Source organism: Vibrio variabilis, from assembly GCF_003263785.1.
Classification (GTDB): domain Bacteria; phylum Pseudomonadota; class Gammaproteobacteria; order Enterobacterales; family Vibrionaceae; genus Vibrio; species Vibrio variabilis.
Window position 1 is genome coordinate 15451 of record NZ_JYJK01000068.1, and the last position, 25819, is coordinate 41269.

At 46.6% G+C, this 25819-nt stretch carries 17 protein-coding genes and 8 pseudogenes; 21 read left to right on the forward strand and 4 right to left on the reverse strand.

Features of this window, described 5'->3' with window-relative positions; genetic code table 11:
• Positions 1 to 31: 31 nt before the first annotated feature.
• Positions 32 to 1414 carry an ATP-dependent RNA helicase DbpA gene (dbpA, locus tag TZ48_RS10025; protein ID WP_112479040.1) on the reverse strand — a complete coding sequence of 461 codons (1383 nt, stop codon included), beginning with the start codon at positions 1412 to 1414 and terminating at the stop codon, positions 32 to 34.
• Between the two features lie 120 nt (positions 1415 to 1534).
• Complete coding sequence (locus TZ48_RS10030) at positions 1535 to 2005, reverse strand: WbuC family cupin fold metalloprotein (RefSeq protein WP_112479074.1); 471 nt, start codon at positions 2003 to 2005, stop codon at positions 1535 to 1537.
• Between the two features lie 227 nt (positions 2006 to 2232).
• Between TZ48_RS10030 and TZ48_RS24945 the strand changes: the two genes are divergently transcribed.
• The 9 genes and pseudogenes from TZ48_RS24945 (at position 2233) to TZ48_RS10070 (ending at position 10833) form a co-directional block, all read left to right on the forward strand.
• Positions 2233 to 2406: a hypothetical protein gene (locus TZ48_RS24945; RefSeq protein ID WP_042498055.1), complete on the forward strand. Its 174-nt coding sequence runs from the start codon at positions 2233 to 2235 to the stop codon at positions 2404 to 2406.
• A gap of 214 nt (positions 2407 to 2620) precedes the next feature.
• The gene (locus tag TZ48_RS10035; protein WP_112479041.1) at positions 2621 to 3217 is read left to right on the forward strand and encodes a GTP cyclohydrolase II; all 597 of its coding nucleotides are present in this window, start codon (positions 2621 to 2623) and stop codon (positions 3215 to 3217) included.
• Positions 3218 to 3376: 159 nt separating this feature from the next.
• Positions 3377 to 4636 carry an imelysin family protein gene (locus TZ48_RS10040; RefSeq protein WP_112479042.1) on the forward strand — a complete coding sequence of 420 codons (1260 nt, stop codon included), beginning with the start codon at positions 3377 to 3379 and terminating at the stop codon, positions 4634 to 4636.
• A gap of 63 nt (positions 4637 to 4699) precedes the next feature.
• A complete protein-coding gene (locus TZ48_RS10045) occupies positions 4700 to 6097 on the forward strand; it encodes a di-heme oxidoreductase family protein (RefSeq protein ID WP_112479043.1) in 1398 nt (465 codons plus the stop codon).
• A gap of 9 nt (positions 6098 to 6106) precedes the next feature.
• Positions 6107 to 7137 (forward strand): annotated as a pseudogene (locus tag TZ48_RS10050) (imelysin family protein).
• Positions 7118 to 8240: pseudogene (locus TZ48_RS10055) on the forward strand (DUF1513 domain-containing protein). Before TZ48_RS10050 ends, TZ48_RS10055 begins: the two co-directional pseudogenes overlap by 20 nt.
• A gap of 88 nt (positions 8241 to 8328) precedes the next feature.
• Positions 8329 to 8961, forward strand: a complete 633-nt coding sequence (locus TZ48_RS10060; protein ID WP_112479045.1) for a hypothetical protein — start codon at positions 8329 to 8331, stop codon at positions 8959 to 8961.
• 23 nt (positions 8962 to 8984) lie between these two features.
• Positions 8985 to 9983, forward strand: a complete 999-nt coding sequence (locus TZ48_RS10065; protein WP_162674532.1) for a L,D-transpeptidase family protein — start codon at positions 8985 to 8987, stop codon at positions 9981 to 9983.
• A gap of 197 nt (positions 9984 to 10180) precedes the next feature.
• A pseudogene (locus TZ48_RS10070) lies at positions 10181 to 10833 on the forward strand (MBL fold metallo-hydrolase).
• Here the strand turns inward: TZ48_RS10070 and TZ48_RS10075 are convergent.
• Positions 10830 to 11501 (reverse strand): DUF2982 domain-containing protein, encoded by a 672-nt coding sequence (locus TZ48_RS10075; protein WP_112479047.1) that lies wholly within the window; start codon positions 11499 to 11501, stop codon positions 10830 to 10832. The pseudogene TZ48_RS10070 and the gene TZ48_RS10075 overlap by 4 nt on opposite strands.
• Before the next feature lie 210 nt (positions 11502 to 11711).
• Here TZ48_RS10075 and TZ48_RS10080 point away from each other — a divergent pair, with 210 nt between their 5' ends.
• The 11 genes and pseudogenes from TZ48_RS10080 to TZ48_RS10130 all read left to right on the forward strand — a co-directional run bounded on the left by TZ48_RS10080 (position 11712) and on the right by TZ48_RS10130 (position 23634).
• Positions 11712 to 12074 carry a MarR family transcriptional regulator gene (locus TZ48_RS10080; RefSeq protein WP_112461504.1) on the forward strand — a complete coding sequence of 121 codons (363 nt, stop codon included), beginning with the start codon at positions 11712 to 11714 and terminating at the stop codon, positions 12072 to 12074.
• A gap of 391 nt (positions 12075 to 12465) precedes the next feature.
• Positions 12466 to 13559: pseudogene (locus tag TZ48_RS10085) on the forward strand (TRAP transporter substrate-binding protein).
• A 107-nt stretch (positions 13560 to 13666) separates the two neighbouring features.
• Positions 13667 to 14209 (forward strand): TRAP transporter small permease subunit, encoded by a 543-nt coding sequence (locus tag TZ48_RS10090; RefSeq protein WP_112479048.1) that lies wholly within the window; start codon positions 13667 to 13669, stop codon positions 14207 to 14209.
• Between the two features lie 10 nt (positions 14210 to 14219).
• Positions 14220 to 15503 (forward strand): TRAP transporter large permease, encoded by a 1284-nt coding sequence (locus tag TZ48_RS10095; RefSeq protein ID WP_112479049.1) that lies wholly within the window; start codon positions 14220 to 14222, stop codon positions 15501 to 15503.
• 122 nt (positions 15504 to 15625) lie between these two features.
• Positions 15626 to 16974 (forward strand): annotated as a pseudogene (locus TZ48_RS10100) (cache domain-containing protein).
• Positions 16974 to 17609: a response regulator transcription factor gene (locus TZ48_RS10105; RefSeq protein ID WP_042498079.1), complete on the forward strand. Its 636-nt coding sequence runs from the start codon at positions 16974 to 16976 to the stop codon at positions 17607 to 17609. Before TZ48_RS10100 ends, TZ48_RS10105 begins: the two are co-directional and overlap by 1 nt.
• Before the next feature lie 128 nt (positions 17610 to 17737).
• Positions 17738 to 18214: a MarR family winged helix-turn-helix transcriptional regulator gene (locus TZ48_RS10110; RefSeq protein WP_112479050.1), complete on the forward strand. Its 477-nt coding sequence runs from the start codon at positions 17738 to 17740 to the stop codon at positions 18212 to 18214.
• A 317-nt stretch (positions 18215 to 18531) separates the two neighbouring features.
• Positions 18532 to 20102 (forward strand): annotated as a pseudogene (locus tag TZ48_RS10115) (BCCT family transporter).
• A gap of 215 nt (positions 20103 to 20317) precedes the next feature.
• Complete coding sequence (locus tag TZ48_RS10120; protein WP_112479051.1) at positions 20318 to 22201, forward strand: methyl-accepting chemotaxis protein; 1884 nt, start codon at positions 20318 to 20320, stop codon at positions 22199 to 22201.
• A gap of 99 nt (positions 22202 to 22300) precedes the next feature.
• Positions 22301 to 22930: a DNA-3-methyladenine glycosylase I gene (locus TZ48_RS10125; protein ID WP_112479052.1), complete on the forward strand. Its 630-nt coding sequence runs from the start codon at positions 22301 to 22303 to the stop codon at positions 22928 to 22930.
• Between the two features lie 24 nt (positions 22931 to 22954).
• A pseudogene (locus tag TZ48_RS10130) lies at positions 22955 to 23634 on the forward strand (DNA-3-methyladenine glycosylase I).
• Positions 23635 to 23701: 67 nt separating this feature from the next.
• Here TZ48_RS10130 and TZ48_RS10135 read toward each other — a convergent pair.
• Positions 23702 to 24216: pseudogene (locus tag TZ48_RS10135) on the reverse strand (glycine cleavage system transcriptional repressor).
• A gap of 221 nt (positions 24217 to 24437) precedes the next feature.
• Here TZ48_RS10135 and TZ48_RS10140 point away from each other — a divergent pair.
• Positions 24438 to 25682, forward strand: a complete 1245-nt coding sequence (locus TZ48_RS10140; protein ID WP_112479053.1) for a CinA family nicotinamide mononucleotide deamidase-related protein — start codon at positions 24438 to 24440, stop codon at positions 25680 to 25682.
• The last annotated feature ends 137 nt before the right edge of the window (positions 25683 to 25819 follow it).

The window sequence follows — 25819 nt, forward strand, 5'->3', positions numbered from 1 at the left end:
TTATATTTACAAAGGGCGGCTTCTACAAACGTTAAGCTTTGATGATACGAGCGCGGAAGTTACGGCCCTTCATCTTACCGTTGGTGATTTTACCGAGCGCCTTTTTAGCAATCGACGTTTCCACTGCCACATAAGCGCTCATTGGAAACATATTGATCTTACCAATTTGGTTGCCTGAAAGCGTTTTGTCGCCTGTTAGAGCGCCTAAAATATCTCCCGGACGCAGTTTCTGCTTTTTACCACCTTGGATCTGAATCGTGGTCATCTTTGACTGATAAGGGCGGTTTGAGGACGCTGGTGGTAGCGTGCTTGGCTCTATAGGCATATCTAAATACTCATCGATACGCGCCACACGATAGAACTCTTTCTCACTGTAGAAGCTAAATGCCAAGCCTTTGTTACCCGCACGGCCAGTACGACCGATGCGGTGTACATGCACTTCTGGGTCACGTGACAGCTCGTAGTTGAATACAGCGTCTAGGTTGTCGACATCAAGGCCGCGTGCAGCAACATCGGTTGCGACTAGGATAGAGACACTCTTGTTGGCAAACTGAACCAGCGCTTGGTCGCGGTCGCGTTGCTCTAGGTCGCCGTGAATATCGATGACGCTAAAGCCGCGATGATGAAGTTCATCCGCCACGTTCTGAACTTCTTTTTTAGTGTTGCAGAACACAACCGCAGACTCTGGTTGATGTGTCAGTAATAGATTCTCTAACGCGTTGTCACGATCTTCTGTGGTATCGATTTGATAGAAGAACTGCTGGATGCTTGAATGATCGTGCTTGCTCTCTACCTTCACGATTTCTGGCTGCTTCATAACCGTTGAGGCAATGGTTTGAATCTGCTCAGGGAATGTCGCGCTAAATAGTAGCGTTTGACGATCGCGAGGTGCTTCACCAATGATGGCATCGAGTGCATCTTTAAAGCCCATTTCCAGCATGCGATCGGCTTCATCCAATACCAATGTGTTGAGCTCTTCCAGGTTGATGCGACCTTTCTCGAGGTGATCAAGGATACGACCTGGTGTGCCGACGAGAATGTGCGCGCCGTGCTCCAGAGAGCCAATTTGCGGCCCCATTGGCATGCCGCCACAAAGCGTTAGCACTTTAATGTTGTGGATACCACGAGCTAGGGTACGGATTTCTTTTGCAACCTGGTCAGCAAGCTCACGCGTTGGGCAAAGAACCAATGATTGCACACGAAAGCGCTTGACGTTGAGGTTGGCAAGAAGGCCAAGTGAGAATGCCGCCGTTTTACCTGAACCGGTTTTTCCTTGACCGATGATGTCTTTACCATCAAGGATTTTTGGTAGTGAGTCTGCTTGAATTGGGGTCATTTTGGTGTAGCCAAGGCTATCCAAAGTGCTCAGTAATTCAGTAGGGAGATTGAGTGTGGAAAATGCCGGAGTGGTCACGAGGTATCCTCAGTCAGCGTTAGGGAGCGAGTATTATCAACATTATGGTCGATGTTACCAGCAAAAACATGGCTGACTGAGGACATTTAACCAGCAAGGCGGCTAGGTTTTTCGTGAGGATTATGCCGGTAACGCGGTTCTCATCCAGTCACGGTACTCATTAGCGCCATCTTCACCTTCAGCAGGAGACCATGGAGCGAAATCTTCTTGAGGTGTCGGGATGTACGCACCTTCTTTGATTTCTAGACCGACAGTACCAGATTCCATGCATGCATAGCCGTGCCAAGTACCTGGTGGAATTTCGATAGCGCGGTTGGTTTCTGGTGATAGGCTGTGACGTTGAGTTACGTTGCCCTCGTCATCGAAAATAAGCAGGTCAAGTTGACCTTTTAATACCAAAAATAGCTCCCATTTGTGCTCTTCACTGTGACGGTGTGGGCGCATGTAAGTTTCTGGCTCAGTTGAGATGAATAGGCGTTGTACACCTGCATCCAACTGTTCGTGTAGATTATGGTGGCTACGTTTGCGCGGTGCTTGTTTCGCGTTTTCAGAAAACGTGTCGAAGTCTTGATTACTGATGATTTTCAACATTGCTTTTACTTTATTAGTTGGTGTGCCGTTATTGTACAGTGGCAACAAAAAAGTTCAGTACAAAAATAGCGCTATCGTCCGAGTGGCGTTAAGTTTTAGAAAAAAACATGAAAAACGTAGGCAAAATGTGATTGCAGTTCCAGAGATAGCTAAAAAAGCTGTACGATCTGATCAGAATGGTATGATGCCAAAGCATCGGAGTGTCTTAAACGTAAGGTGGAACAGCAGTGGAAGCAGTGATCAGCCAATTAAAAAAAGACTTTTACGCGCACCTTCAATCTTCAAATGGTGCTAGCGCATCGAGTACCTCGAAAACCATGTCTCTGCTAACAAAAGAAGAATTGGCAGAGCTGGAAAACGTTTGGGTACAGCTGGCAGTATGGAAGCAAAAGCAAGCATAATCAGCGTATTAACTCCAACAAATTCTAAGCCCTGAGTGATTCACTCGGGGCTTTTTTCATTTTACAAAAGCACTAAATGTTATAATATAACATTTTTCATGGTGATCTTATTGTTGAAAAGTGCGGTATTAGCCCCATAGTTCCCATATTGGAGAAAAAGACTATGGCTGAGATAAGCTCACTGATAGCCTCAGAAAATCTAGTAGGAAATACGATGGCGGAAGTACGTGCCAGAATACAATTAAAAGTCGGTGCAAAAAGCGACATCGATGCGGAAATGCTCTCTTTTCGCGGCTTAGAGACCGACAAAGAACACGTTGCTATTATCTTTAAAGCAGCAGACAAAGACCAAGCGCTACCTCTAGTGCGAATGCACTCCGAATGTTTGACGGGGGATGTATTTCACTCGTCTCGCTGTGACTGTGGTGAACAACTCGAAGAGACCATTCAAAAGATGGGTCGTGAAGGTGGCATCATTTTATACTTGCGCCAAGAGGGGCGTGGTATTGGTTTGTACAACAAGCTCGATGCCTACAAGCTTCAGTCTGAAGGTATGAACACATACGAAGCGAACAATCATCTTGGGTTTGGTGATGATTTACGTGATTTCACCGAAGCTGCTCAAATGCTCAAAGCACTAGACATTCACTCAATCCGCTTAGTGACCAATAATCCAAAGAAAATCCGTGAACTTCGCGAGCATGGCATCAATATCGAAGACGTCGTTAACACCAGTGCTCATGTTAAAGATGGCAATGAAAGCTATCTCAAGGCCAAAGTGTCACACGGAAAGCATCATCTTGAGCTTTAGACTAGATTGTTAATCTTTTGAATAAAAACCTCACACATGTGAGGTTTTTTTGTATTCACTGTTGAAAATAAATTGTAACCAGGTATTATCGCGGCTGATAGTGTTAATGATAATGATTCGCACTAAATAATAAAAATTAAGCTCAACAAGGATGCTTTCATGAATGTAACAACCGCAGTGAAGGGCGCAATTGCCGCCTCGTTTCTTATCACCTCCACGTCTGCTCTTTCAGCAGTCACTAAAGATCAAGTTGTTGAACACTACGCCGATCTTGCTCTTGCCGTATTTACTGATGCGCGTATTACAGCGCAAGAGTTAGACACATCGATTGACACATTTTTGGCGTCGCCATCGGAAAAAGGCCTTGCTGACGTGAAACAAGCTTGGCTCGCTTCACGCGTGCCATACCAGCAAACAGAAGTGTTCCGCTTTGGTAACGCGATTGTCGATGATTGGGAGGGGCAACTCAACGCTTGGCCTCTTGATGAGGGGCTTATCGACTACGTAAGTAGTGACTATCAATACGAACTCGGCAATGAAGGCGCACAGGCGAACATCGTCGCTAATAAAACACTTAAGATCGGTGCAACGACATTAGATGTGGCAAGTATTACGCCTCAAGCTATTGCAGATCTAAACGAAGTAGGCGGCTCAGAAGCTAACGTGGCGTCTGGCTACCACGCCATTGAGTTTCTTTTGTGGGGTCAAGATCTGAACGGCACGAATGCCGGCGCTGGCGCTCGTCCTTACACGGATTACGTTGTTGGTGAAGGTTGTACCAATGGTAACTGTGATCGTCGTGCTGAGTACCTAAAAGCGGCTTCTGCTCTTCTGATTCAAGATCTGCAGTGGATGGAAAAGCAGTGGTCTGCATCTGAAAAAGATAACTACCGTGCAGAGCTTCTTGCTGACAAAGCGGACAACGGCCTACGCAAGATGCTATTTGGCATGGGTTCGCTATCTCTGGGTGAACTTGCTGGTGAGCGCATGAAAGTGGCGCTAGAGGCTAACTCTACTGAAGATGAGCATGATTGCTTCTCTGATAATACACACAACTCTCACTACTATAACGAGCAGGGTATCTACAACGTCTACACCGGTACCTATGTACGCGCTGATGGCACTCTCGTTGATGGTCCAAGCATTGCTAACCTAGTTGAGCAAAAAGACAAAACGGCAGCGAAAGAGATCCAAAAGCAGTTTGACTTGGCTCGTGCTCAAGTAGGCAAACTTGTTACTTCTGCTGAAAAAGACAACCAGTACTTTGATCAACTTATCGCTTCAAACAACCCACAAGGCAACAAACTTGTGAATGAGACGATTATTGCGCTTGTTGCTCAAACAGGTTCAATCGAACGTGCTGCGGGTATTGTAGGCATTGATAGCCTGAGCCCAGACACAGCTGACCACGAGTTCTAATCATAATAAAAATCCGTGAAATGGGGCACTTGCCCCCTTTGTTGTTCTATTTGTGAGTGCTGTATGTCTAGATCAAACATCATCTGGGTTGCGCTTTTTGCGTTAATCTCTACTTCCGTTTTTGCGGAGTCGACACCTAGCCGACTTTCCGGTGGCAAAACCACAGTCAAAAAAGACGGAGCCAACGCTTTTTCCATGCCAGCGGCTAATTTGCCGATGAGCAAACGTCTCGATTTTAGTGTCGGAAACAGTTTCTTTCGAAACCCTTGGGTTCAAGCGCCTGCGTCAACCGATGCTCGCGATGGCCTAGGGCCTTTATTCAATACTAATGGATGCCAAAACTGCCATATAAAAGATGGTCGTGGACACCCGCCAGAGGCGAATGACCAGCATGCGGTGTCAATGTTAGTTCGCTTAAGTATTCCTGCAGAGACAGAAGAAAAAAAACAAGCAATTAAAATGTCAGGCGTGATTCCTGAGCCAACCTATGGTGGCCAGCTTCAAGACTTTGCTCTTCCTGATATGGCGCCTGAAGGCCAACTACATATTACTTATGACGACGTCGCCATGAGATTTGAAGATGGCACCACGGTTATGCTTCGTAAGCCAAACTTAAAGATCGTTGAACTTGCTTATGGAGATATGCATCCAGATGTCATGATGTCAGCTCGCGTCGCTCCACCTATGATCGGCCTTGGGTTGCTTGAATCCATTCCTGAATCGACCATCCTAGAGTTTGCCAAGCAGCAGCAACAGGACACCACGTCTGTTGCCGGTATTCCTAACTATGTGCTCGATGTTCGAACCAAAGAGATGACCTTAGGCCGATTTGGCTGGAAAGCGGGACAACCAAACTTAATGCAGCAAAATGCCGCGGCATTCAACGGTGATGTTGGTTTAACCAGTGCACTGTTTACTGAAGAAAACTGCACCGATAAGCAAGACTTGTGCACCGAGAGCCTAAGTGGCGGCGATCCTGAGGTTAGCGACAACATTCTTAATTTTGTTGAGTTTTATACACAGCACCTTGCCGTTCCACAGCGTCGCAACATAGATAACCCAGAGGTGCTAGCCGGCGAAGCCCTGTTTAAAAAAGTGGGTTGTGACAACTGTCATCGAACCAATATCCAAACGGCGAAACGTGAAGGCTTGCCAGCTTTGTCGAATCAGACAATTCATCCCTATACAGACATGTTATTACACGATATGGGGGAGGGACTGGCTGATGGTCGCCCGGAATACGCTGCCTCTGGTTCGCATTGGCGAACGCCACCACTATGGGGTATTGGGTATACCGAAGAAGTGAATGGCCATACGTATTTTCTTCATGATGGTCGCGCTCGTAACCTAACAGAGGCGATTTTGTGGCACGGCGGTGAAGCCCAAGCTTCCAGAAATCAAGTGCTAGCAATGAGCAAGAAAGAGCGTGAAGCGCTGCTTGCTTTCTTAAAATCGCTATAGGAGGCAGTGATGTATTATCAAAAATCCGTGACCATTGCGGCTTTACTGCTACTGGCGGGGTGTCAATCATCAACCAGTACCGACAACATGCGTCCTCAAGCGAGTAATCATCAAAGCCAAGGTGTGTATGCGATCCAGTTTGATTCGGCTCTGCGCGTTAATGATTCTATGCTCAAACTTCGCGATCAATCTGTACGTTATTGCGACTCTCAAAGCAGTCTAGAAGAGGTGAAAATCGCTTGGCAGCACGGGATGAAGAGTTGGATGCATCTTCAAGGGCAGGAGCGAGGCCCCTCAGATGCCTTGGAGCAAAACTGGAACATTCAGTTTTGGCCCGACAAAAAAAATACCACTGGCCGTAAGATGGCGACGGCGATCAAAACCAAGAGTTGGGATATGACGTCGATTCAATCTCAGAGCGTCACTGTTCAAGGACTTGGCTCTGTGGAATGGCTGTTATATGACGGTGCCTCAAGCATGAGTGAAGGGAGTAAGGAAGATTGCAGCTTGCTTCTCGCAGTCACGGACTCTCTGGTCGATCGTTCAAACACCGTTTTGCAGGCTTGGAGCACAACCCCTTGGGCTGAGCTAGATACAAAAGCATGGCATGCGGAATATCTAGCGCTACTGACTAATCAGCTTGATTACAGTATGAAGAAGCTATCGCGACCGCTGGCGAAAATTGGGCTCCACGCCCGTATTTTTCAGAATCTTGGCGCGCTAAAACATCACTTGCGAATCTAAAGCAGAACTTAGTGGCAATGCAGGCTTTGTATTTGGCCGAAGAAAGTGGGCTTGACTTTATTTTACGAGTTAAAGGCGATGAAGCGCTCGCTGACGATATTGCTCAGCAGTTCCAAGATACGCTAGAAACATGGCCGAAAGAGTCGAGCCTATTCGATATGTTGCAAACTAAAGCGGGTTACCGAACCGCGTTGGCGCAGTTCAACAAGTTGGAGCAGCTTAAATACCTGATCGGTGAAGAAGCGGCAATAAAGCTGGGCGTCGTGATAGGGTTTAATGCAACAGATGGCGATTGATATCACTAAACGTAATTTGGCCAAAGCGTTGGCAATGGGGTCGGTTTCGCCCTCATTGCTTGCGGGTTGCGCAGCGAATAGAAACCTCAGCGAAGGGCAGCATTGAGCTTGGCACTTCAAGCTCAAACCAGGTGTTGATTGGTGGCGCGATTCGGCGCCAAGGTCAATATGAGGCGGTGGTTTACTCTCAGCAGGGGCAATTTCAACACCGTTTTCCTTTGCCAGCGCGGGGACATGGAGTAGCGATCGCCCCATCAAAGCATCATGCTGTGATGTTTGCTCGTCGTCCCGGCCGTTATGCGATGGTTTTTGACTATCGAGATGGTGAAGAAAAGGTACTCATTCCAGCGGAAAATAATCGTCACTTCTACGGTCACGGAGTGTATTCAAACGATGGACGATGGTTGTACGCTACTCAAGGAGAACGCAGAACGAGTCGAGGCATTATTGGTGTCTACGATGCCGAGAATAGCTACAAAAAAGCTGCCGAGTTTTCCGGATTTGGGATCGGCCCGCATGAAATCATTATTATGTCTGATGGCAGGCTGGTGGTTGGTGTTGGCGGGGTTCATACTCAAGGGAGAACACCAATTAATTTGGCGACAATGACGCCAAGCCTTAGCTATTTGTCAGCCAATGGGGAGTTGCTTGATCAAGTGATGCTAGCGGATCACTACAAGAGCATTCGGCACTTGGCTCATGATGGCGATCAAACCGTATTGTGTGGTCAGCAGTATCGAGGCGAGCCAGACGATTATGTTCCATTGGTCGCTATGCATAGGACTGGTGAGCCTTTGGTTGAACTCGGGGGTGAACCAGAGCAATGGGCGCGCTTCAACCATTATATAGCGAGTATCGCCGCAACGGATTCGCATATCTTAGCGACCTCGCCAAGAGGCAACTGTTACGGTATTTGGGATAAATCATCTCTCGAACTTTTAGAGATCAATGTGTTACCAGATGCCTCTGGTGTGGTGATTAAAAATGACCAATTTTATGTAAGCTCTGGCGTTGGAAAGATCGTAAAAATAAATGCGGATCTCACCAAAAGTGCCTTTGTCTCGGGGATTCAATGGGATAACCATTGGAGTGCTATCACATAAATGAGACGCTCACTGGTTTAAAATAAATTAGCACCTTCCAAAGTGTGATTTCTGCCATACTTAAGACTCTGTCTAAGGAGGTGGGTAGATGCGAAACTGGTTAATTTTGCCGAGTCTGTTGGTCTCGGTATTGTCATACTCAGTCGCCGCTTCAGCGGCGCCAGATCAGCTCGTGTCTGATTCAAGCGAGCTTACCTCTTATTCTGTCAAACATATAGAACCTATCCTGAAATCGAGTTCGGCAGAAGCTTCTGAACAGACCGAATCGATGCCGAGCATCGACAGTGAATTCCTTTATCCACAGCTCGTCGATTATGTCTACTCTCGCCTGGAACGAGCGACGCTTTGGGCGGATGTTGAGTTGAATGCTCAAGTTAACCTTCAACTCGACGTCGTTCGACTCGCTGGTTTTAGCCCAGTGTTTGAGCATCGCGTTGATTTAATGCAAGCTGCCTATCAGAAGCAAGATGTTGTCCTTTATGACAGACTAACCACAGATACGTTCTTGCTTTATATGAGCTATGTCGCTACCGCTGCGGATAAAGGCAAAGAGTGGTATTTCACAGCCGATTTAAATGAAGTGATGCCAAGGCTTCTGCGACTGAAGTGGATTTGCTGGTCTCTGCCTTTGAGGCAGGTACGGAAGCGGATTATGTTCTCAGCCTCGCCTCACCCATGCTTAAACAGCCGGGATTTGAAAACGCTTATATTGACCTGGTAGTAAAATCTCAACTGGATATGCCGTTGTACGAACAAACGGGACTATTGCGTATGGGCGATGTGCTGACGGCGCAACAATATGCGTTGTTGGTGGAACGTTTACAAGCATCGGACGTCGAGGTTTTGGTTCGCGATGATTATCTGTTTGATGAGGCACTAGATTTTGCAGTGCGAGAATTTCAGCGTCTCTATGGACTGAATGACGACGGTATTATCGGACCAAACACGGTCGAATGGTTGAATAAGTCTGCCGACGACAAACTTAGGATCTTAGCGCTGAACTCAGAGCGCTCCCGTTTATGGCCAGAGCAGCGTCAAAACATCATTTTGGTTAATGTTCCGAGCTTTCAGCTTAGATATTGGGATGAAGGTGAAACACGATTTGAATCGCGAGTCATTGTCGGTAGAACCAGCCGCCAAACCCCAATTTTTGAAACTAAAATGGATTCCTTAATTTTGAACCCAACTTGGAATGTGCCGTGGAAGATCATGGTGAAAGACATCATTCCTAAGGTGAAGCGTGATCCGACCTATTTGTTCTCACAGCGTTTCGAGATTTTGGAAGGCTGGAATAACCAGAACAGAATTGATCCGACTATGATCAATTGGAGTGAGGTCAACGCTAGGCGATTCCCATATCGAATGCGCCAGAAAGCAGGGGAGCTCAATGCACTCGGCCAATACAAGTTCAACACACCAAACGCGCAAGCCATTTTCTTGCATGACACGCCAAGCAAGCATTTGTTTGATGAGAGCTTACGAGCGTTTAGTTCGGGCTGCGTCAGGGTTGAACATGCCGATCAATTTGCCGAAGTGTTGTTAGAGGTGCAAGGAAAGAGCCTAGACGACGTCGCTTCCTCGCGTCCGAATAAGGCCATTGCCTTCAAAGAGCGAATTCCAGTTCACATCATCTATCAAACAGCTTGGCTCGTAGACGGCAAGGCGCACTTCCGCGGTGATGTCTATCGTTACGATGACAAGCGTAATCCAGTAGAAGAGGCAGCCTTATCGAGTAATCGATAGTCGGGTAAAACCTTATACTGATACCGAGCCATCGTGCCAGTTTCGCCACGGTGGCTTTGTTGTCTCCGGGGTATGGTGGTATCCAGAACATCAACGAATCACTGTTCTGATTTTCATTGTTTGGTCAGCGGCCGAGACTTGTTATTCTTCTGGGACAGTGTCATAGTCGCCTCAGTTTACAAAATATAGGGTTTATCATGAGTCTTAAGTATCAAATCGTTCCGGTCACTACCTTCGCGCAAAACTGCTCTATTGTATGGTGTGATGAAACAATGAAAGGTATTGTGGTTGATCCAGGTGGCGACGTAAAACAGTTGCTAGCTTGGTTGAGCAGCTTGGCGTGACGGTTGAGAAGCTAGTTTTGACCCACGGTCATCTTGATCATGTTGGTGGTACGGTAGAGATGTCCGAATCCCTTAAAGTGGACATCATCGGCCCGCATAAAGCGGACAACTTCTGGCTTCAAGGTCTGGAAGGTCAGAGCCAAATGTTTGGCTGGCCGTTAACGGAAGCGTTTGAGCCAACTGAGTGGCTAGACGAAGGCGATGTTGTTACTTTCGGCAATGAATCTTTGAGTGTTTTCCACACACCCGGTCACACTCCGGGGCACGTGTGCTTGTTTAATGAAGGCGCTAAGGTCGCATTTGTCGGTGATGTATTGTTCAATGGTAGCATTGGACGTACCGACTTCCCTCAAGGCGATCATGCAACATTGATCAACTCCATCAAAACCAAGCTGTGGCCACTCGGTAATGATGTGACGTTTGTACCTGGTCATGGTCCAGAATCGACGTTTGGTCGTGAGCGAGTCTCTAACCCGTACGTTGCTGATGAGATGCCTCTCTACTAAATCTCACTCCGGCTTGCCGCTGCTTGATAGCGGCGAGCCAATCCCACAAAATCTTCTCCTGCTCTATCTAAATCGGCTTCGGCGATAAATACGTCGTATCCGTAAAACTCTCTTTGATGCTTCATCCGATTAGCAAGCATGGCCAGCAGTCCTTTGTACTCGACGCCGCGTTCATCGACAAAGGGTTCCGCGTCTAGAACAATGTCTTCAAAGCTCTTGGTTGGTGAGGTTTGCTGCGCGCCGATATAAAGTAGCGCTCGTTGGCTGAGTAGAATATCGGTAGCAATCCGCGGACAGATGGCATCCAAGTAAGGACCATACTCTTTTATTCGAAGACCAATCCAGGGTAGGGGCTTGTGCCAGCCCTCTTGGTGCTGGGTGCAAATCCCGATTCTTTCGACGTTCGCCCAGCGCAGCACCCAACCGCCTTTAAACAAATGCTGTTGAAGATGAGTGCTGGTTAGGGTAAATGTGACGCGACTTTTTTGTAGCATAAGGTAAGCAAAGCCCGACACGCTTGCAAAAATGGCAATGAACAGCCAAGCATGCTCCCAAGAAGGTGAGAGCAATAAAAAGCAGAAACACACCAACGCCCCCACTCCGGCCAGCATTCTGACGGTAGGGGAGTCCCAAGTATAGTGGTGATTGCTAAGATGTAATGTGTCCATAATCGATGCCATCAATGAATACTGACCTCACTTTATACTGGTGAAACAACCACAAAGTTTATTGTTTAAATAATAGTCATTGTTGGCTTGGGACGGCATTTTTGTCTCGAGTTTGTGTCAAGACCCTACAAAAGCATTCAAAATTTTGGTATAAAACGCGCTTCAAATTTTGACCACTGCCTTGATGCAGTGAATTGGAGAGAAAACTCGATGAGACTTGCTCATAAGCGCAAAGTGCAAGCAAAATTGCAAAAGCGTATTAAAGCGGTAGTTGCCAACACAGCCGCTGCAACAAAAACAGCAAAGCCTGTTGTAGCAAAAGCACCTGTCGTTGAAACCGCAACTGCGACAAAAAAAGTTGATGTAGCCCTAACTCCTAAACAGCAACAAGTGCTAGACATCGTTGCTAACAACGCTGAAGGCATCAACCCGAAAGGTATCGGCCTTGCGGCTGGCCAAGAAGATGCGAAAGCAGCCTCTTGGGCAACTGGCGCTCTAAAGAAACTTCTTGAAGAAGGTTTGGTAGCTAAAGAGCAGCTAGCGGGCAACAAAGTGATCTACAAAGCGCTATAAGCTTTTCACTTTACCCAATTTCAAAAAGACCCCTTTCGAGGGGTTTTTTTGATCCTGTCGTTTGGCAAATCGGTAGATGTTAGCGACAGGTGTCACAAAAGTAGCCATCCTGTAATAACTTGCTGATAATAAATGCGTACGTGTTTTTCTCGCTCTAGTTTTCTTTTCGAATGTTCTAACTTACTGATTTTAATTCGTGGTGAGTTGCGCTCTCACTTATCGCCTACGTAGTAATACGTAATACCAAGGTCGAAGTCGATCTGTTGATAGTCTTATTACTGCGTGCTCCCACTAATACACCTTGCTGGGTTTTCCATCCATAGTTATCTGGAATGTGAAACTTGGAGCCAGTGACTGGCTTCAAAAAGGAACCTACTCAAGGAACTGAATAATGAGTCTAATCAAGAAATCAGTATCACGTGTCATGAAGAGCACGGCCATCGTAGCTGCCACCTGCCTAGCGTTTGTTGCCGGTAATGCCAGCGCTGACGATAAAGTCTATCGCCTAAAACTTGCAGAAACTTGGGGCCAAACTTCCCAATTTTCGGTGATGCAACGAAGAACATGGCGAAAATGGCCGAAGAGATGTCGAACGGTCGTCTGCAAATTCGCATCGACTCGTCCAACAAACACAAAGCGCCATTTGGTGTGTTTGATATGGTGAAATCTGGTCAGTACGACATGGGGCACTCTGCGTCTTACTACTGGAAAGGCAAGGTGCCAAATACACTCTACTTTACAACTATGCCTTTTGGTATGACGGCACCTGAGCAGTACGCGTGGTTCTACCACGGTGGTGGTATGCAGTTGATGGAAAAAGTGTATGACCCACATAACTTGCTGTCTTTCCCAGGCGGTAACACTGATGTACAGATGGGCGGTTGGTTCCAGAAAGAGATCAACAGCGTAGAGGATCTACAAGGTCTGAAAATGCGTATCCCAGGCTTCGCGGGTGAAATCCTGGCTGAAGTCGGTGCTAAACCAACGAACATCGCATCCGGTGAACTTTATACATCACTAGAACGTCGCACGATTGACGCACTAGAGTGGGTAGGCCCTTCACTTGACCTTCGTATGGGCTTTCACAAAATTGCTCCGTACTACTACACAGGTTGGCATGAGCCAGCAACTGAGCTTCAGTTCCTAGTTAACAAACGTACTTGGAATAAGCTTCCGGATGACCTGAAAGCGATTCTGCAAATTGCTATGAAGACAGCCGCGTACGACATGTACATCCAATCAACTCACGAAAGTGGTAAGAACTGGGCGACTATTCAAACGGATTACCCTGACGTGAAAGTGAAAGACTTCCCGAAAGAAGTGATGGATGCACTTCGTGATGCCAACGACAAACTGCTTAAGCAACATGCTGACAAAGATGAAATGGCGAAAGAGATCCAAGCATCACAAGCCGCTTACCTAGAGCAAGTGCGTTCTTGGACTGATATCGCGTCGAAAGCTTACCTAAACAAGTTCGACGACTAACCCCCAACTCAAGTGGCGTAGCTCCTGCGCCACTTTCTTTTTATACCCATTGTCATACGCCCTAATCATAACTATTAACGAATCACGGCGGATAGGCGGAAAGTTGTATGCGTAGTTTAATTTATATCGAAAGACTGTTTAACAAGATAGCCGATGCGCTCGGGTGGTTATCCAGTATTCTTTTTCTTCTTCTGTTAGCAAACGTGGTTTATGACGTTGTCATGCGCTACGTCTTTAATGATGTGTCGATTGCCTTCCAAGAAATGGAGTGGCACCTGTTTTCAGCGGTGTTCTTATTAGGTGTGCCTTATGCCATTAAAGCAGGCGGCCACGTTCGTGTGGACGTGTTCTATGAGCGTTTATCTATGAAGGCGCAGGCGATTATCGACTTACTCGGCACCTTTATCTTTTTGTTCCCATTTTGCCTATTGGTCGCTTGGTACGGCATCGACTTTGCGAAAGAAAGTTTTGAGCTTGGTGAAACCTCCGGTGACCCAGGTGGCTTACCTTACCGCTGGGTCATCAAAGCGATGATCCCATTGTCCTTCGCATTTATGGCGGTTGCTGGCTGCGGATTGGTGCTTCACTCATTGAACAAGTTGTTTAATCCGCATTTGATGTACGCAAAGTCTTCCGACGCTAAAGAATAAGGACGCTCTCATGATCGGTATTGTGATGTTTTTTGTAGCCTTATTCGCGCTACTTCTTGGTTTCCCTGTCGCCTTTACCTTTGGTGGCATTGCATTAATTTTTGGTGTTTGGGCAGAAGGCATGGAGATGTTTGCCTTTATGCCATATCGAATCCAATCCATCATGGAGAACACGGTACTTATGGCGGTGCCTCTGTTTGTCTTCATGGGTTTGGTGCTTCAAAAGACGCGCTTAGCAGAGCAGCTTCTTGAGTCCATGGGGCGCTTGTTTGGCGGCGTGCGTGGCGGTATCGCTATCTCTACCGTACTGGTGGGCGCATTGCTGGCCGCATCAACGGGTGTAGTTGGTGCTTCTGTTGTCGCAATGGGGCTTATCTCCTTGCCTGTCATGCTTAAGTACAATTACGACAAAGGGCTTGCCTGCGGCACGATTTGCGCGTCGGGTACCCTTGGGCAAATTATTCCGCCTTCTATCGTACTTATCTTGCTGGGTGATGTGTTGGGTGTGCCGGTTGGCGATCTATTCCAAGCGGCGCTGTGGCCTGGGTTTGTTCTGGTTGGTGCTTATGTCATTTACATTCTTATTTTTGCCAAGCTTAATCCAGAGAGTGCGCAGCCAATCCCCCGAGATGAATCTATATCACGTTCAGACGAGGTGAAAACAGCACTCAAAGCTATCATTCCTCCTTTGGCGTTGATCGTGGTGGTATTGGGCTCTATCTTCGCGGGCATTGCGACGCCTACTGAGTCTGCTGCTCTCGGCGGTGCTGGTGCGATTGTGCTGTCGCTGCTTTATCGTCAGTTTAGCTGGAGCATGCTTTACGATGCGTCTAAAGAGACCGTCAAAGTGACGGCGATGGTGTTCGCTATCTTGCTTGGTGCGACCGCATTCTCTATGGCATTTACCTATACTGGCGGCGATATGCTGGTGGAAGAGTGGATGTTAGAACTACCAGGTGAGAAGTGGGGCTTCTTGATTATCACTATGCTGGTTATCTTGATCCTTGGTTTCTTCATCGACTTCGTTGAAATTTGTTTCATCATCGTACCTATGATTGCGCCAGTCGCTGAGCTTCTTGGCATCAACATGACTTGGTTTGCAATCTTGATTGCGATGAACCTACAAACTTCATTCTTGACGCCGCCATTTGGGTTTAGCTTGTTTTATCTCAAAGGGGTAGCGCCAAATGGAGTGACAACACGTGATATTTATCGAGGCGTGATGCCATTCATCGCGATACAGATAGCGGTGCTGGCCTCCATTCTGATGTTCCCAGAATTCTATGGAATGTGATCGCCTTGGCGTAAGCTCTGCTTAGCGTTTCATTTCATCTCAACTCGTTGGTATGGTTAATAAAGCTGCACTTAGTGCAGCTTTACTCGTAAGTGCAAAGGCGAATTTAGGAAAGGATTTCTATGCCGTTAAAAGCCAAACTGATTCTTCTGACGTTGATCCCGTTGGTCATTGTAACCGCGAGCGTCAGTTGGATTACTCTCTACCAAGCTAAAGCACTGGGCGAAAAGGAAATAAGCATCTTTCGCGAGAGCTTGATCCGCACCAAAGAAGCCGCGTTGAAAGACAGTGTTGAGCTCGCTTTTGATGCTATCGAGCAGGCGTATCTCGATCCTACTTTGTCGGAGCGAGAAGCTAAGGTTGAAGTGAAAGCGATTTTGAACCGTCTTCGCTATGGAACAGACGGTTATTTCTTTGCTTACGATAAGGTTGGCACCAATTTAGTCCACCCCATCATTCCCGAGTTAGTCGGACGAAACCTACTCAAGCTCCAAGACCAAGATGGCGATTACCTGATAGAAGCACTGCTGTTTCAAGCGCAAGCGGGGGCGGTTTTCATCAGTACCTGTGGCAAAAACCCTCAACCGGGGAAACGGTCACCAAGTTGAGTTACGCTGCGTGGCTTGATAAGTGGGAGTGGATGATTGGCACCGGTTTATACATTGAAGATGTGGCGCAAGAAGTGGCGGTACTGCGCGCGGCTATCGACAATAATATCGAAACCACCATGTTTTCTATTGTCACTATTTTTGCCGTGACAGTTGCAGTGATCATTGTATTAACGCTGGCGATCAATTGGCACGAACATAAGCTTGCTGATAAGAACCTTAAAGAGTTGGCGCATAAAACGGTGATGTTTCAAGAAGATGAGCGCAAGCATCTAGCAAGGGAGCTTCACGATGGTGTAAATCAGTTGCTGGTGTCGAGTAAGTGTCATTTGGAGTTGATGGACACGGGCAGTGTGGATGACCGTTCTATGGATCATCTCAAACAATCTCAATCCTCGCTGTCAGAAGCGATTATGGAAGTAAGACGCATATCTCATCATCTAAGGCCAAGTGCGTTGGATGATATTGGACTTGAGGCCGCTATTACCACTTTGCTGCAAGACTTTAAAAATTACTCGATGGCGGAAACAAACTTGGTACTTGACGCCAATACACCCAAACTGAAATCTGAAGTAGCGACTACACTGTATCGAGTAGTGCAGGAGTCGTTAAATAATATTGAAAAGCATGCCAGTGCGACCGAAGTGACGGTGTTTCTCAAGCAGTTTGGTGAAGTACTGCAACTTATTGTGTCTGACAATGGCGTCGGCTTTGATGTTGGTAGCGCGATGAATAGCCGCGGAATAGGTCTGCGTAATATGCGCGAGCGAGTCGAGTTTATCGGTGGTGAGTTCGAGCTGATTAGCGAGTATGGCAAAGGCACGGAAATAACCGTGTTGTTGACGGTAGAAGGAGCGGTGTGATGGACGACCGAATTAGTGTAGTGATTGTCGATGATCATCAAGTAGTGCTTGAAGGATTTATGGCGCGTTTAGAGCGCGAACCCGATATTGACGTGGTGGCAACAGCCAGCAATGGTGTGGAAGCGGTTGAAGTCATCAAACAATCGATGCCAGATGTTGTATTAATGGACGTCAGCATGCCAATAATGAATGGCATTGAAGCGACGGAAGTACTCAAGGCCGAGTTGCCGAATGTTCGCGTGTTAATGCTGACCATGCATGACAATCGTGAGTACATCATGAAGGTGATGCAGGCTGGGGCAGTTGGTTACATGCTTAAAGAAATTTCTGCCGAGAAAATGGTTCAAGCCATTAAAACGGTTCATCAAGGATCGACCTATTTTTGCGAATCGGTAACCCAAACCTTATTCTCTCAAGACATTACTCCAACGGCGGTAAAGTCCAATCCGCTGAGTCGCCGTGAAGAATCGGTTTTGACTTTGGTAGCGCAGGGTTGCAGTAGCAAGAAGATCGCTCAACTGCTGAATATTTCTTATCGAACGGTGGAGACGCATCGCCAGAATATTAAGCATAAGCTGGATTTGCATTCTACGGCGGAGTTGGCGAAGTATGCGTTGGAGAATGGGTTGTCATAATGCGGTGAAGTTGCGACAACCACTCACCCCAATGTGATCTCACATAATTTTTATCAAATTTCCCACGCATCAATAGCAAAGTTCTGTTATAAAGTGCCCGCAATATCAGTGAACGTTTGGAATGAGTTTTGGAAAAACACGAAGAAGTCTTAGTAGCGATGCGTCAGATCATTCGAGCTATCGATCTACATTCGAAGAAGCTTAAGAAAGAGTGTGGTTTGACTGGCCCGCAATTGATCCTCATGAATACCATTCGAGATATGGGAGATGTGACGATTCGTGAGTTGTCCAACTCCACTAATATTAGTCAAGCAACCGCGACGACGATTATTGATCGTCTAGAAGCGCAAGAATACGTAACGCGTGTCCGCAGTCAGCAAGACAAACGAAAAGTCCACGCAGTACTAACCGAAAAAGGGCAAGAAGTTCTAAAAAATTCACCTCCGCCACTGCAAGACAACTTCGTTAATAAGTTTCAAGCATTGGAGAGTTGGGAGCAGACACTGCTTTTGTCGTCTATTCAACGTATCTCATTAATGATGAACGCTGATGATCTCGATGCGGCTCCTGTACTTCAATTGGACAGTAGTATTTCTAAAAACTAACCATTTGGGCTGGGCTAGCAGGCACTCTGTGTCCTATTCCGCCCAGTTTTTATTCTTGCTTGTGCGCAAAAATGTACTTTCATCATTCTCGTCTCCTCAAGGGCACTCATTCGAGTACTAACCTTTTTTTCTATTCCTGTTTGCTCAAATTTCAAGCATAAAAATCACGCATCGTGAAATTACCCTTATAATTTGTTAGTATACGTCGCCGAAAAGTAGATTAATGCGTGTTCTCAGCGATGTTGTATGCCAATGTCGCCGTTATATAGAACATTAAATGCTTTGAGTTGAAAGCAATTTAGTCATAGAGAGGATTCATGACAAAGGGTATTGATAAGTACAGTATTGACAGTACTGATTACACCATAGGACAGGACAACGTCCAAAAGTGGGGGTTTGATGTTCATAACCCTGTATTCGGGATCAGTGCAGGTTTTATTGCGCTTCTCCTAGTAATGACAGTGATTGTTGATGCCGAGACGGCAAAGAGCGCACTTGATGGAATTAAGTGGAGCATCATCAACAAATTTGACTGGCTATTCATGTGGTCTGGCAATATTTTCGTCATTTTCTGTTTGGTGTTGATTGTGACGCCTTTCGGAAAAATCCGCCTCGGCGGTACCGATGCTGTCGCTGATTATTCATTCATGTCCTGGCTTGCGATGCTGTTTGCCGCCGGTATGGGCATTGGCTGATGTTTTGGAGTGTAGCTGAGCCAGTCGCTTACTTCACCGGATGGTACGAAACTCCGCTTGGCGTAGAAGCGAATACCGAGCAAGCAAAAGAGCTTGCGATGGGGGCGGTGATGTTCCACTGGGGTCTACACCCTTGGGCGATTTACGGCGTGGTAGCACTTTCACTGGCGTTTTTTGCGTACAACAAAGGGTTGCCTCTTTCAATGCGCTCCATCTTCTATCCAATTCTAGGCGATAGAGCTTGGGGTTGGGCAGGGCACGTCGTTGATATCCTTGCGGTACTTGCGACACTCTTCGGCCTTGCAACGTCACTGGGTTTGGGTGCACAGCAAGCGGCGAGTGGTATTCAGCACGTATTCGGTGTTGAAGCGGGCATGACGCTACAAGTGATCGTTATTGCGGTTGTGACACTGCTGGCGGTTGTATCGGTGCTGCGTGGTATTGATGGTGGTGTAAAAGTCATCAGTAACATCAACATGATCGTGGCGTTCTTGCTGCTGATTTTGGTGGCGATCATTGGTTACGCGGTAACCTTCGCAGCGATTCCAGACACCTTGTTTGCTTACCTAAAGAACATCATTCCATTAAGTAACCCACACGGTCGTGAAGACGAAGCTTGGATGCACGGCTGGACTGTATTCTACTGGGCTTGGTGGATTTCATGGTCACCATTTGTCGGTATGTTTATCGCACGTGTATCCAAGGGTCGTACCGTTCGTGAGTTTATTACCGCAGTACTGATTGTCCCAACGACTGTGACTGTGATCTGGATGTCTGTGTTCGGTGGTTTGGCCATTGATCAAGTCGTGAACCAAGTAGGTACGCTTGGTGCTAACGGTCTACGTGATGTACCGCTGGCGATGTTCGAAATGTTCGATGCACTGCCAATGGGTACGCTACTTTCGATCATTGCTGTCGTTCTGGTACTGGTATTCTTTATTACCTCGTCAGACTCTGGCTCTTTGGTTATCGATAGCATTACGGCTGGTGGTAAAGTCGATGCGCCAGTTATTCAGCGTGTATTCTGGGCATTCATGGAAGGTGCTATTGCGGTTGCGCTTCTTTGGATTGGTGGCACAGAAGCGATTGCTGCTCTGCAAGCCGGTGCTATTTCATCAGCACTACCATTCACCGTTATCTTGCTCATGATGTGTGTGAGCTTGCTAATGGGTATGAAGACAGAGCGTTATTAAAGAGACTACTATCAATAAAAGGGCAGCTTATTAGCTGCCCTTTTTTATGCTGTGATTCTTACAAATGTCAGAATGTTGACGTTGGCTATTTATTAAAGGTCAATATATTGCCTCTCGATTTTGTCTTGAAATATGTATATTATTCGACCGCCATTCACGAATTCATAATTAGAGTGAATGGCCAGTAAATCCTATAAATAACAGAATAATAACTTATGAACCTATCATTAAGACAAAAGCTCATTGCCGCTACGTTGAGCGCAGTGATTATTATGGCTTTGGCTTTGACCATCCTTTCTGCCAATCAACTCTCTTCTCAAACCAATGCCGCAATTACTGCGCGTGCAAATAATGTATCGCATGCCGCTGTTGAAGGTATCAAAAACTGGATTGATATTCGTAAAGACATCGCCAGCGCGTTCAATGGCTTCGCTGACCAAGAGGATAAAGTGCCTTACTTGCAGCAAGCGCGTATCGCTGGTGGATTCGATGACATTTTCTTCGGTACGCCTGAAGGTGAGATGTATCGCTCTCATCCTGAGCGCAATCGAGCCGATTACGATCCAAGAACACGTCCTTGGTATCAGGATGCAAAAGCCGCAAACAAACAGATCATTACAGAAGCGTATCAAGATGCGATTACCAATGCGCTACTGGTAACCATTGCTGAACCTGTGCGAATCCGAGGAAAAATGGCCGGTATTGTCGGCGCTGATGTTTTGATTGATCAGCTAGTGAATGATGTGATCAGCCTAAACGTCGGTAACAATGCCAGTGCTATGCTGATTGATCTTACTAACGGCACGTTTCTCGCTCACCCTAAGAAGTCACTGTTGCTGAAACCGGTCACGGCGCTAGGCCAAAACTTTACAACTCGTACTATTGAGCAAAAAGTCGCGGATCGTTCGATCTTGGAGCTAACTCTGGGTGGTTCTGAGAAGCTGATGCTGTTCTCACAAGTGCCGGGTACTAATTGGGTATTTGCGATTGAAATGGACAAGGCTACAGAGCTTGCTGGACATAAGACGGCATTGACACAACTTGTTATCACTTCAGTGATTATTTTGGTGTTGGTCGCGCTTATTGCTTCATGGCTAATGAGTTTCTTGGTCAACGATCTGGCTCGCGTATCGAAAGCGCTCAAGGAAATTGCGTCTGGTGAAGGTGACCTAACTCAGCGATTGGAGCCAAGAAGCAAAGATGAAGTGGGGCAGTTAGCGCGTAACTTCAATACGTTCGTCAGCTATATGCATGAAACTATCATGCACTTAAAAGATGTCTCTATCGCACTGTCTGAACAAGCTAAAGACACGGCAACGCATGCGCGAGTGAGAAGTCAGCGTATTCAAACTCAGCAAGATGAAATTAACATGGTAGCGACCGCAATCAATGAGATGGCCGCCGCGACACAAGAGATTGCGAACAACGCAGACATGACCGCGTCGAACTCGTCTGAGGCGGTAGGGGCTAGCACTCATGGTGCAGGTCAGGTATCGCAAACTCAACACTCTATTCAAAATTTGGCTGCGGAAGTCGATGTCGCTACATCGGTTATCCAAGAGCTTGAAGTTCACGGTAACAGCATCAATACCATTCTTTCGACGATTCAGGATATTGCTGAGCAAACTAACTTGTTGGCACTCAATGCTGCGATTGAGGCTGCTCGTGCAGGAGAGCAAGGCCGCGGCTTCGCGGTTGTGGCAGATGAAGTTCGTGTGCTGAGTCAGCGCACTCATGCTTCTACCCAAGAGATCCAAAGCACGATTGAAACTTTACAAGGCACAACGGCGAAGGCGGTTGGCATTATGGGTGACAGCAAAGCGTTGGCTGAAACCAGTGTTGATGATGCCAATAGCGCAGCAGCGAGTTTGACGCAGATCCACGCCGCAGTTGAGCAAATCAGTGATATGGCCGCGCAAATTGCTACGGCTGCTGAAGAGCAAGCTTCGGTTACGTCTGAAATTACCCGCAATACGCAAGGTATTCGCGACGTCTCTGATGAACTGGCTGAAGAAGCGCAAGAAGCGGCTCAGCAAGCGGTTGAACTGTCTGATTTGTCACAAAAGCTAGAGAGTGAAATTGGTCGATTCAAGATCTAATCGATAGTAAAGCTAACCAAAACTTATAGAAAATCACGCCTGTGTCAGTTGCTTACTGGCACAGGCCGTTTGTTAGGAGTATCCTGAACTCTGGTGGATATGGATTGTAAAGGAGATACCAATCATGGCGAATCGCTGCCCTGGCTAGATGAAACCAAGCAAGATTATGTGGAATACCACGATCAAGAGTGGGGCGTACCCGTCCTTGATGATAAAACCTTGTTTGAATTTCTGGTGTTAGAGTCTGCACAGGCAGGGCTAAGTTGGTACACCATCCTCAAAAGGCGCGAAGGGTATCGCATTGCCTTTGCTGACTTTGATGTAGAGAAGGTCGCAGCTATGACCAAAGAGGATGAACTTCGCCTGCAACAAGATACGAGCATTATTCGCAACAAGCTGAAAATTAGCTCTACCATTACCAATGCTCAGCATTTCATCGCAATTCAAAAAGAGTTTGGCAGCTTTCGCAATTATCTTTGGTCGTTTACCGGCAACAAGGTATTGGTTAGTCGCTATACAATGCTGGAAGATTATCCTGCAACCTCAAAAGTCTCCGATGCGCTCAGTAAAGATCTTAAAAAGCGTGGCTTTAAGTTTGTCGGCTCAACCATTGTCTATGCATACTTACAGGCCGCGGGATTGATAAACGATCACAGCCTTGATTGCTACCGACGTCAAGAAGTCATCGATAGCTACCAAGCATTAGGCTTGGAATATGAGTTAGTTTGATTTTTCAGTAGGTAATGGAAAGTTATGGAAAAGTTTGATTCGATTTATGCGAGAGCAGCAGAGCGTAAAGGGGGAGAGCAAGGGCTTGAGTCTATAGTTTCTAAGCCTCTTACGCGAGATGAAGTTGCCGCCATTCCGGAGGATCGTTGGCTGTCTGCTTTTTCTATGAAGGTGTTCCAAAGTGGCATCTCATGGAAAGTTGTGAGAAACAAATGGCCGAACTTTGAAGAGCACTTTTTCCAATTTCGTGTTGACCCCTTGCTCATGCTTTCTGAAGAACAGTGGGAGCAAAAAGCGCAAGACCCTAAAATTATTCGTCATATGACCAAGGTGATGTCCATTCCTGCCAATGCGGCGATGATTCAGCGAGCACGCTTTGAATACGATTCTTTCGCCCAAATGGTGGCAGATTGGCCGAAGGAGTCGATAACGGATTTATGGGCACATCTGAAAAAACACGGCGCTCGTCTGGGGGCAATACCGGACCTTATGCGTTACGTCAATTGGGCGTAGATACCTTCATTTTGTCCAATGATGTGGAAGGGTATCTTCGTAATACCAACATCATTGATTCTGGAAGAGGTACTAAACGTGCTTTGACTGCTGCAAACAAAGCCTTCATGGAATGGCACCAGCAATCCGGTCGTTCGCTCTCTGAGATAAGCCAAATTATCGCTTATGGGTTTGGAGACAATCGCGTTTAGTCAGTTTGAAGCAAATAAAAAGGGCAAACCCTGTTTGCCCTTTTTTCAGCTGAAACTAATTAGTCCGCTACGACTCAAGAATCACACGAGTATCTTCACTTAACGCTTCAAGTTCACTCGCCACATCCTCTATTTGCATGGCAGGTGGGATCTTCAATGCCATGTTGGCAGTAAATAGCTAGAGCCGATACCGCCGCCGCCAGCGAGAAACACGCGGTGACAATCCATATCTAAAATACGAATATTTTGTCCATCTAAGAACTGAGTGATTTCATTGACGATACCTGCTCTGTCATTGGCGTCGAGTCTTAGCTGGAAAACCGTCTCCTGCTCATGACGATGCGGATCCGTATCTGAAATCTGGACGAGCAAACCTTGTTGATTGTTGAAGGCGTCTTTGACAACTTGCGCATTGTCGCTTGGAAGCTCGACTTTAATGACAGCGGCAACGTTGTCTTCAATAAAGTTCACTTTACTCACCAGCCATTTTCCCCCGTTTTCGTGGGTCACTGATGCGAGGTTTTTAATGGTGGCTGGGGTCGCTTGGCCAACAAAGTTGACGATAAAGGTACTACTGCTCATACATTTCCCTCCACAGGTACAAAACCGATAACTAATTGATTAGTTGTTTCTAGTTTAGATCCAAAAGCGGTCGGGCGCATGACCGACTTCAAGGATTGAAGGTAAAGCTAGCGACTGAGTGCTTTAAATGTAGGTAGGGGCACAAAACGTGTTAATACAGAGACCTATTGCTATTTCTCAAACTCATGTCATTCTTAGAGAAAAACGAATAAGGAGAAAACATGCCTAAAATAGCGATGCTGAGTACTGGAGAAGAGGTGCTTTATGGTGACATTGTGGATACCAACGCCGCTTGGCTCAGTCGTGTCTTTTATGAGCATGGGTTTTCTATGTATAAGCGCTCGACGGTGGGCGATCAGAGAGCGACTTTGCTGCAAGAGCTGGTAATGTTAAGTCTTAACCTTGATGTGGTCATTGTTAATGGCGGACTTGGTCCCACCTCGGATGATTTGAGTGCTGAAATTGCAGCGGAAGCTGCTGACGTGCCATTAGTTCTCAATCAAGGCTGGCTTGATACTCTCAACTCTTTTTATGCTAAGCGTGGCAAAGTGATGCCCGAGAGCAATATTAAACAAGCAATGCTTCCCCAAGGAGCTAGTGTGGTGGATAACCCAATCGGTACCGCTTGTGGCTTTAAGATGATGATCAATGACTGCTTGTTTTATTTTACTCCCGGAGTGCCAAGCGAATTTAAGAAGATGGCGACGGAGCAGATCTTGCCTGATTTAGCGAAGCATTTTCAAACGACGCAAGGCCGAGTGTGCCGCCGCATATACACATTTGGCCTGTCGGAATCGGGTATTGCTGACACACTGAAACATCTATCCTTACCAGCGGGTTATGAGCTTGGTTATCGTTCATACTTGCCGTTTATTGAAGTGAAGTTATTTGGTCCGGCAGACGATCTTGATACAGGTACTCGCGTTCTGGCAATGATCGAGAAGCTTCTTCATAGCAATGTGGTCAGTGTGGATGAGCCAATGCTCGATCGATTGGGTCATTTGGTTGAGCTGAACAATCGAACCATTGCCATCTCTGAGCATGCCACGAAAGGCTATTTGGCTTCTTGGCTGCAAGACAATGAAAAACTGGCGCAGTACTGCGGCGCGACCTGGATATTAGGGGCGAAAACCACATCGCCATTGGATCGAGACAGTGAGCAGCTAGGCGCAACATTGGCGCTTGCGGGTGCGACCAAAGGTAACTGCAATGCTGATATCGCGATTTCAACAGGCAAGCTTGAGAATGACCAATTCTCTTTGGCGATATCAACGCCAAAAGGTGAATGGGGACAGACTCTAAAATTGCAGCGCACATACAGCAATCAAAATGTGAAGACGGTTATCAGCACAGTAGCAGCAGATATGCTTCGTCGTTACCTAGAAAACAAGCCGATGTTTCCTGACTACGGTTTTTTAACTCGGACTCAAGATGTCTTTTTACCGCTTGATCAAATCACGACATAGATCCGTAACAGACGTGTTCGCCCTCAATGCATAAGTGCAATAGGGTGAATATATTCCGTTTGGTTATTTATATATAAAAATTAGATCTACCTCACAGTACGCTGATCTCTAAAGGGATTTTCAAATTCTCATTTTTG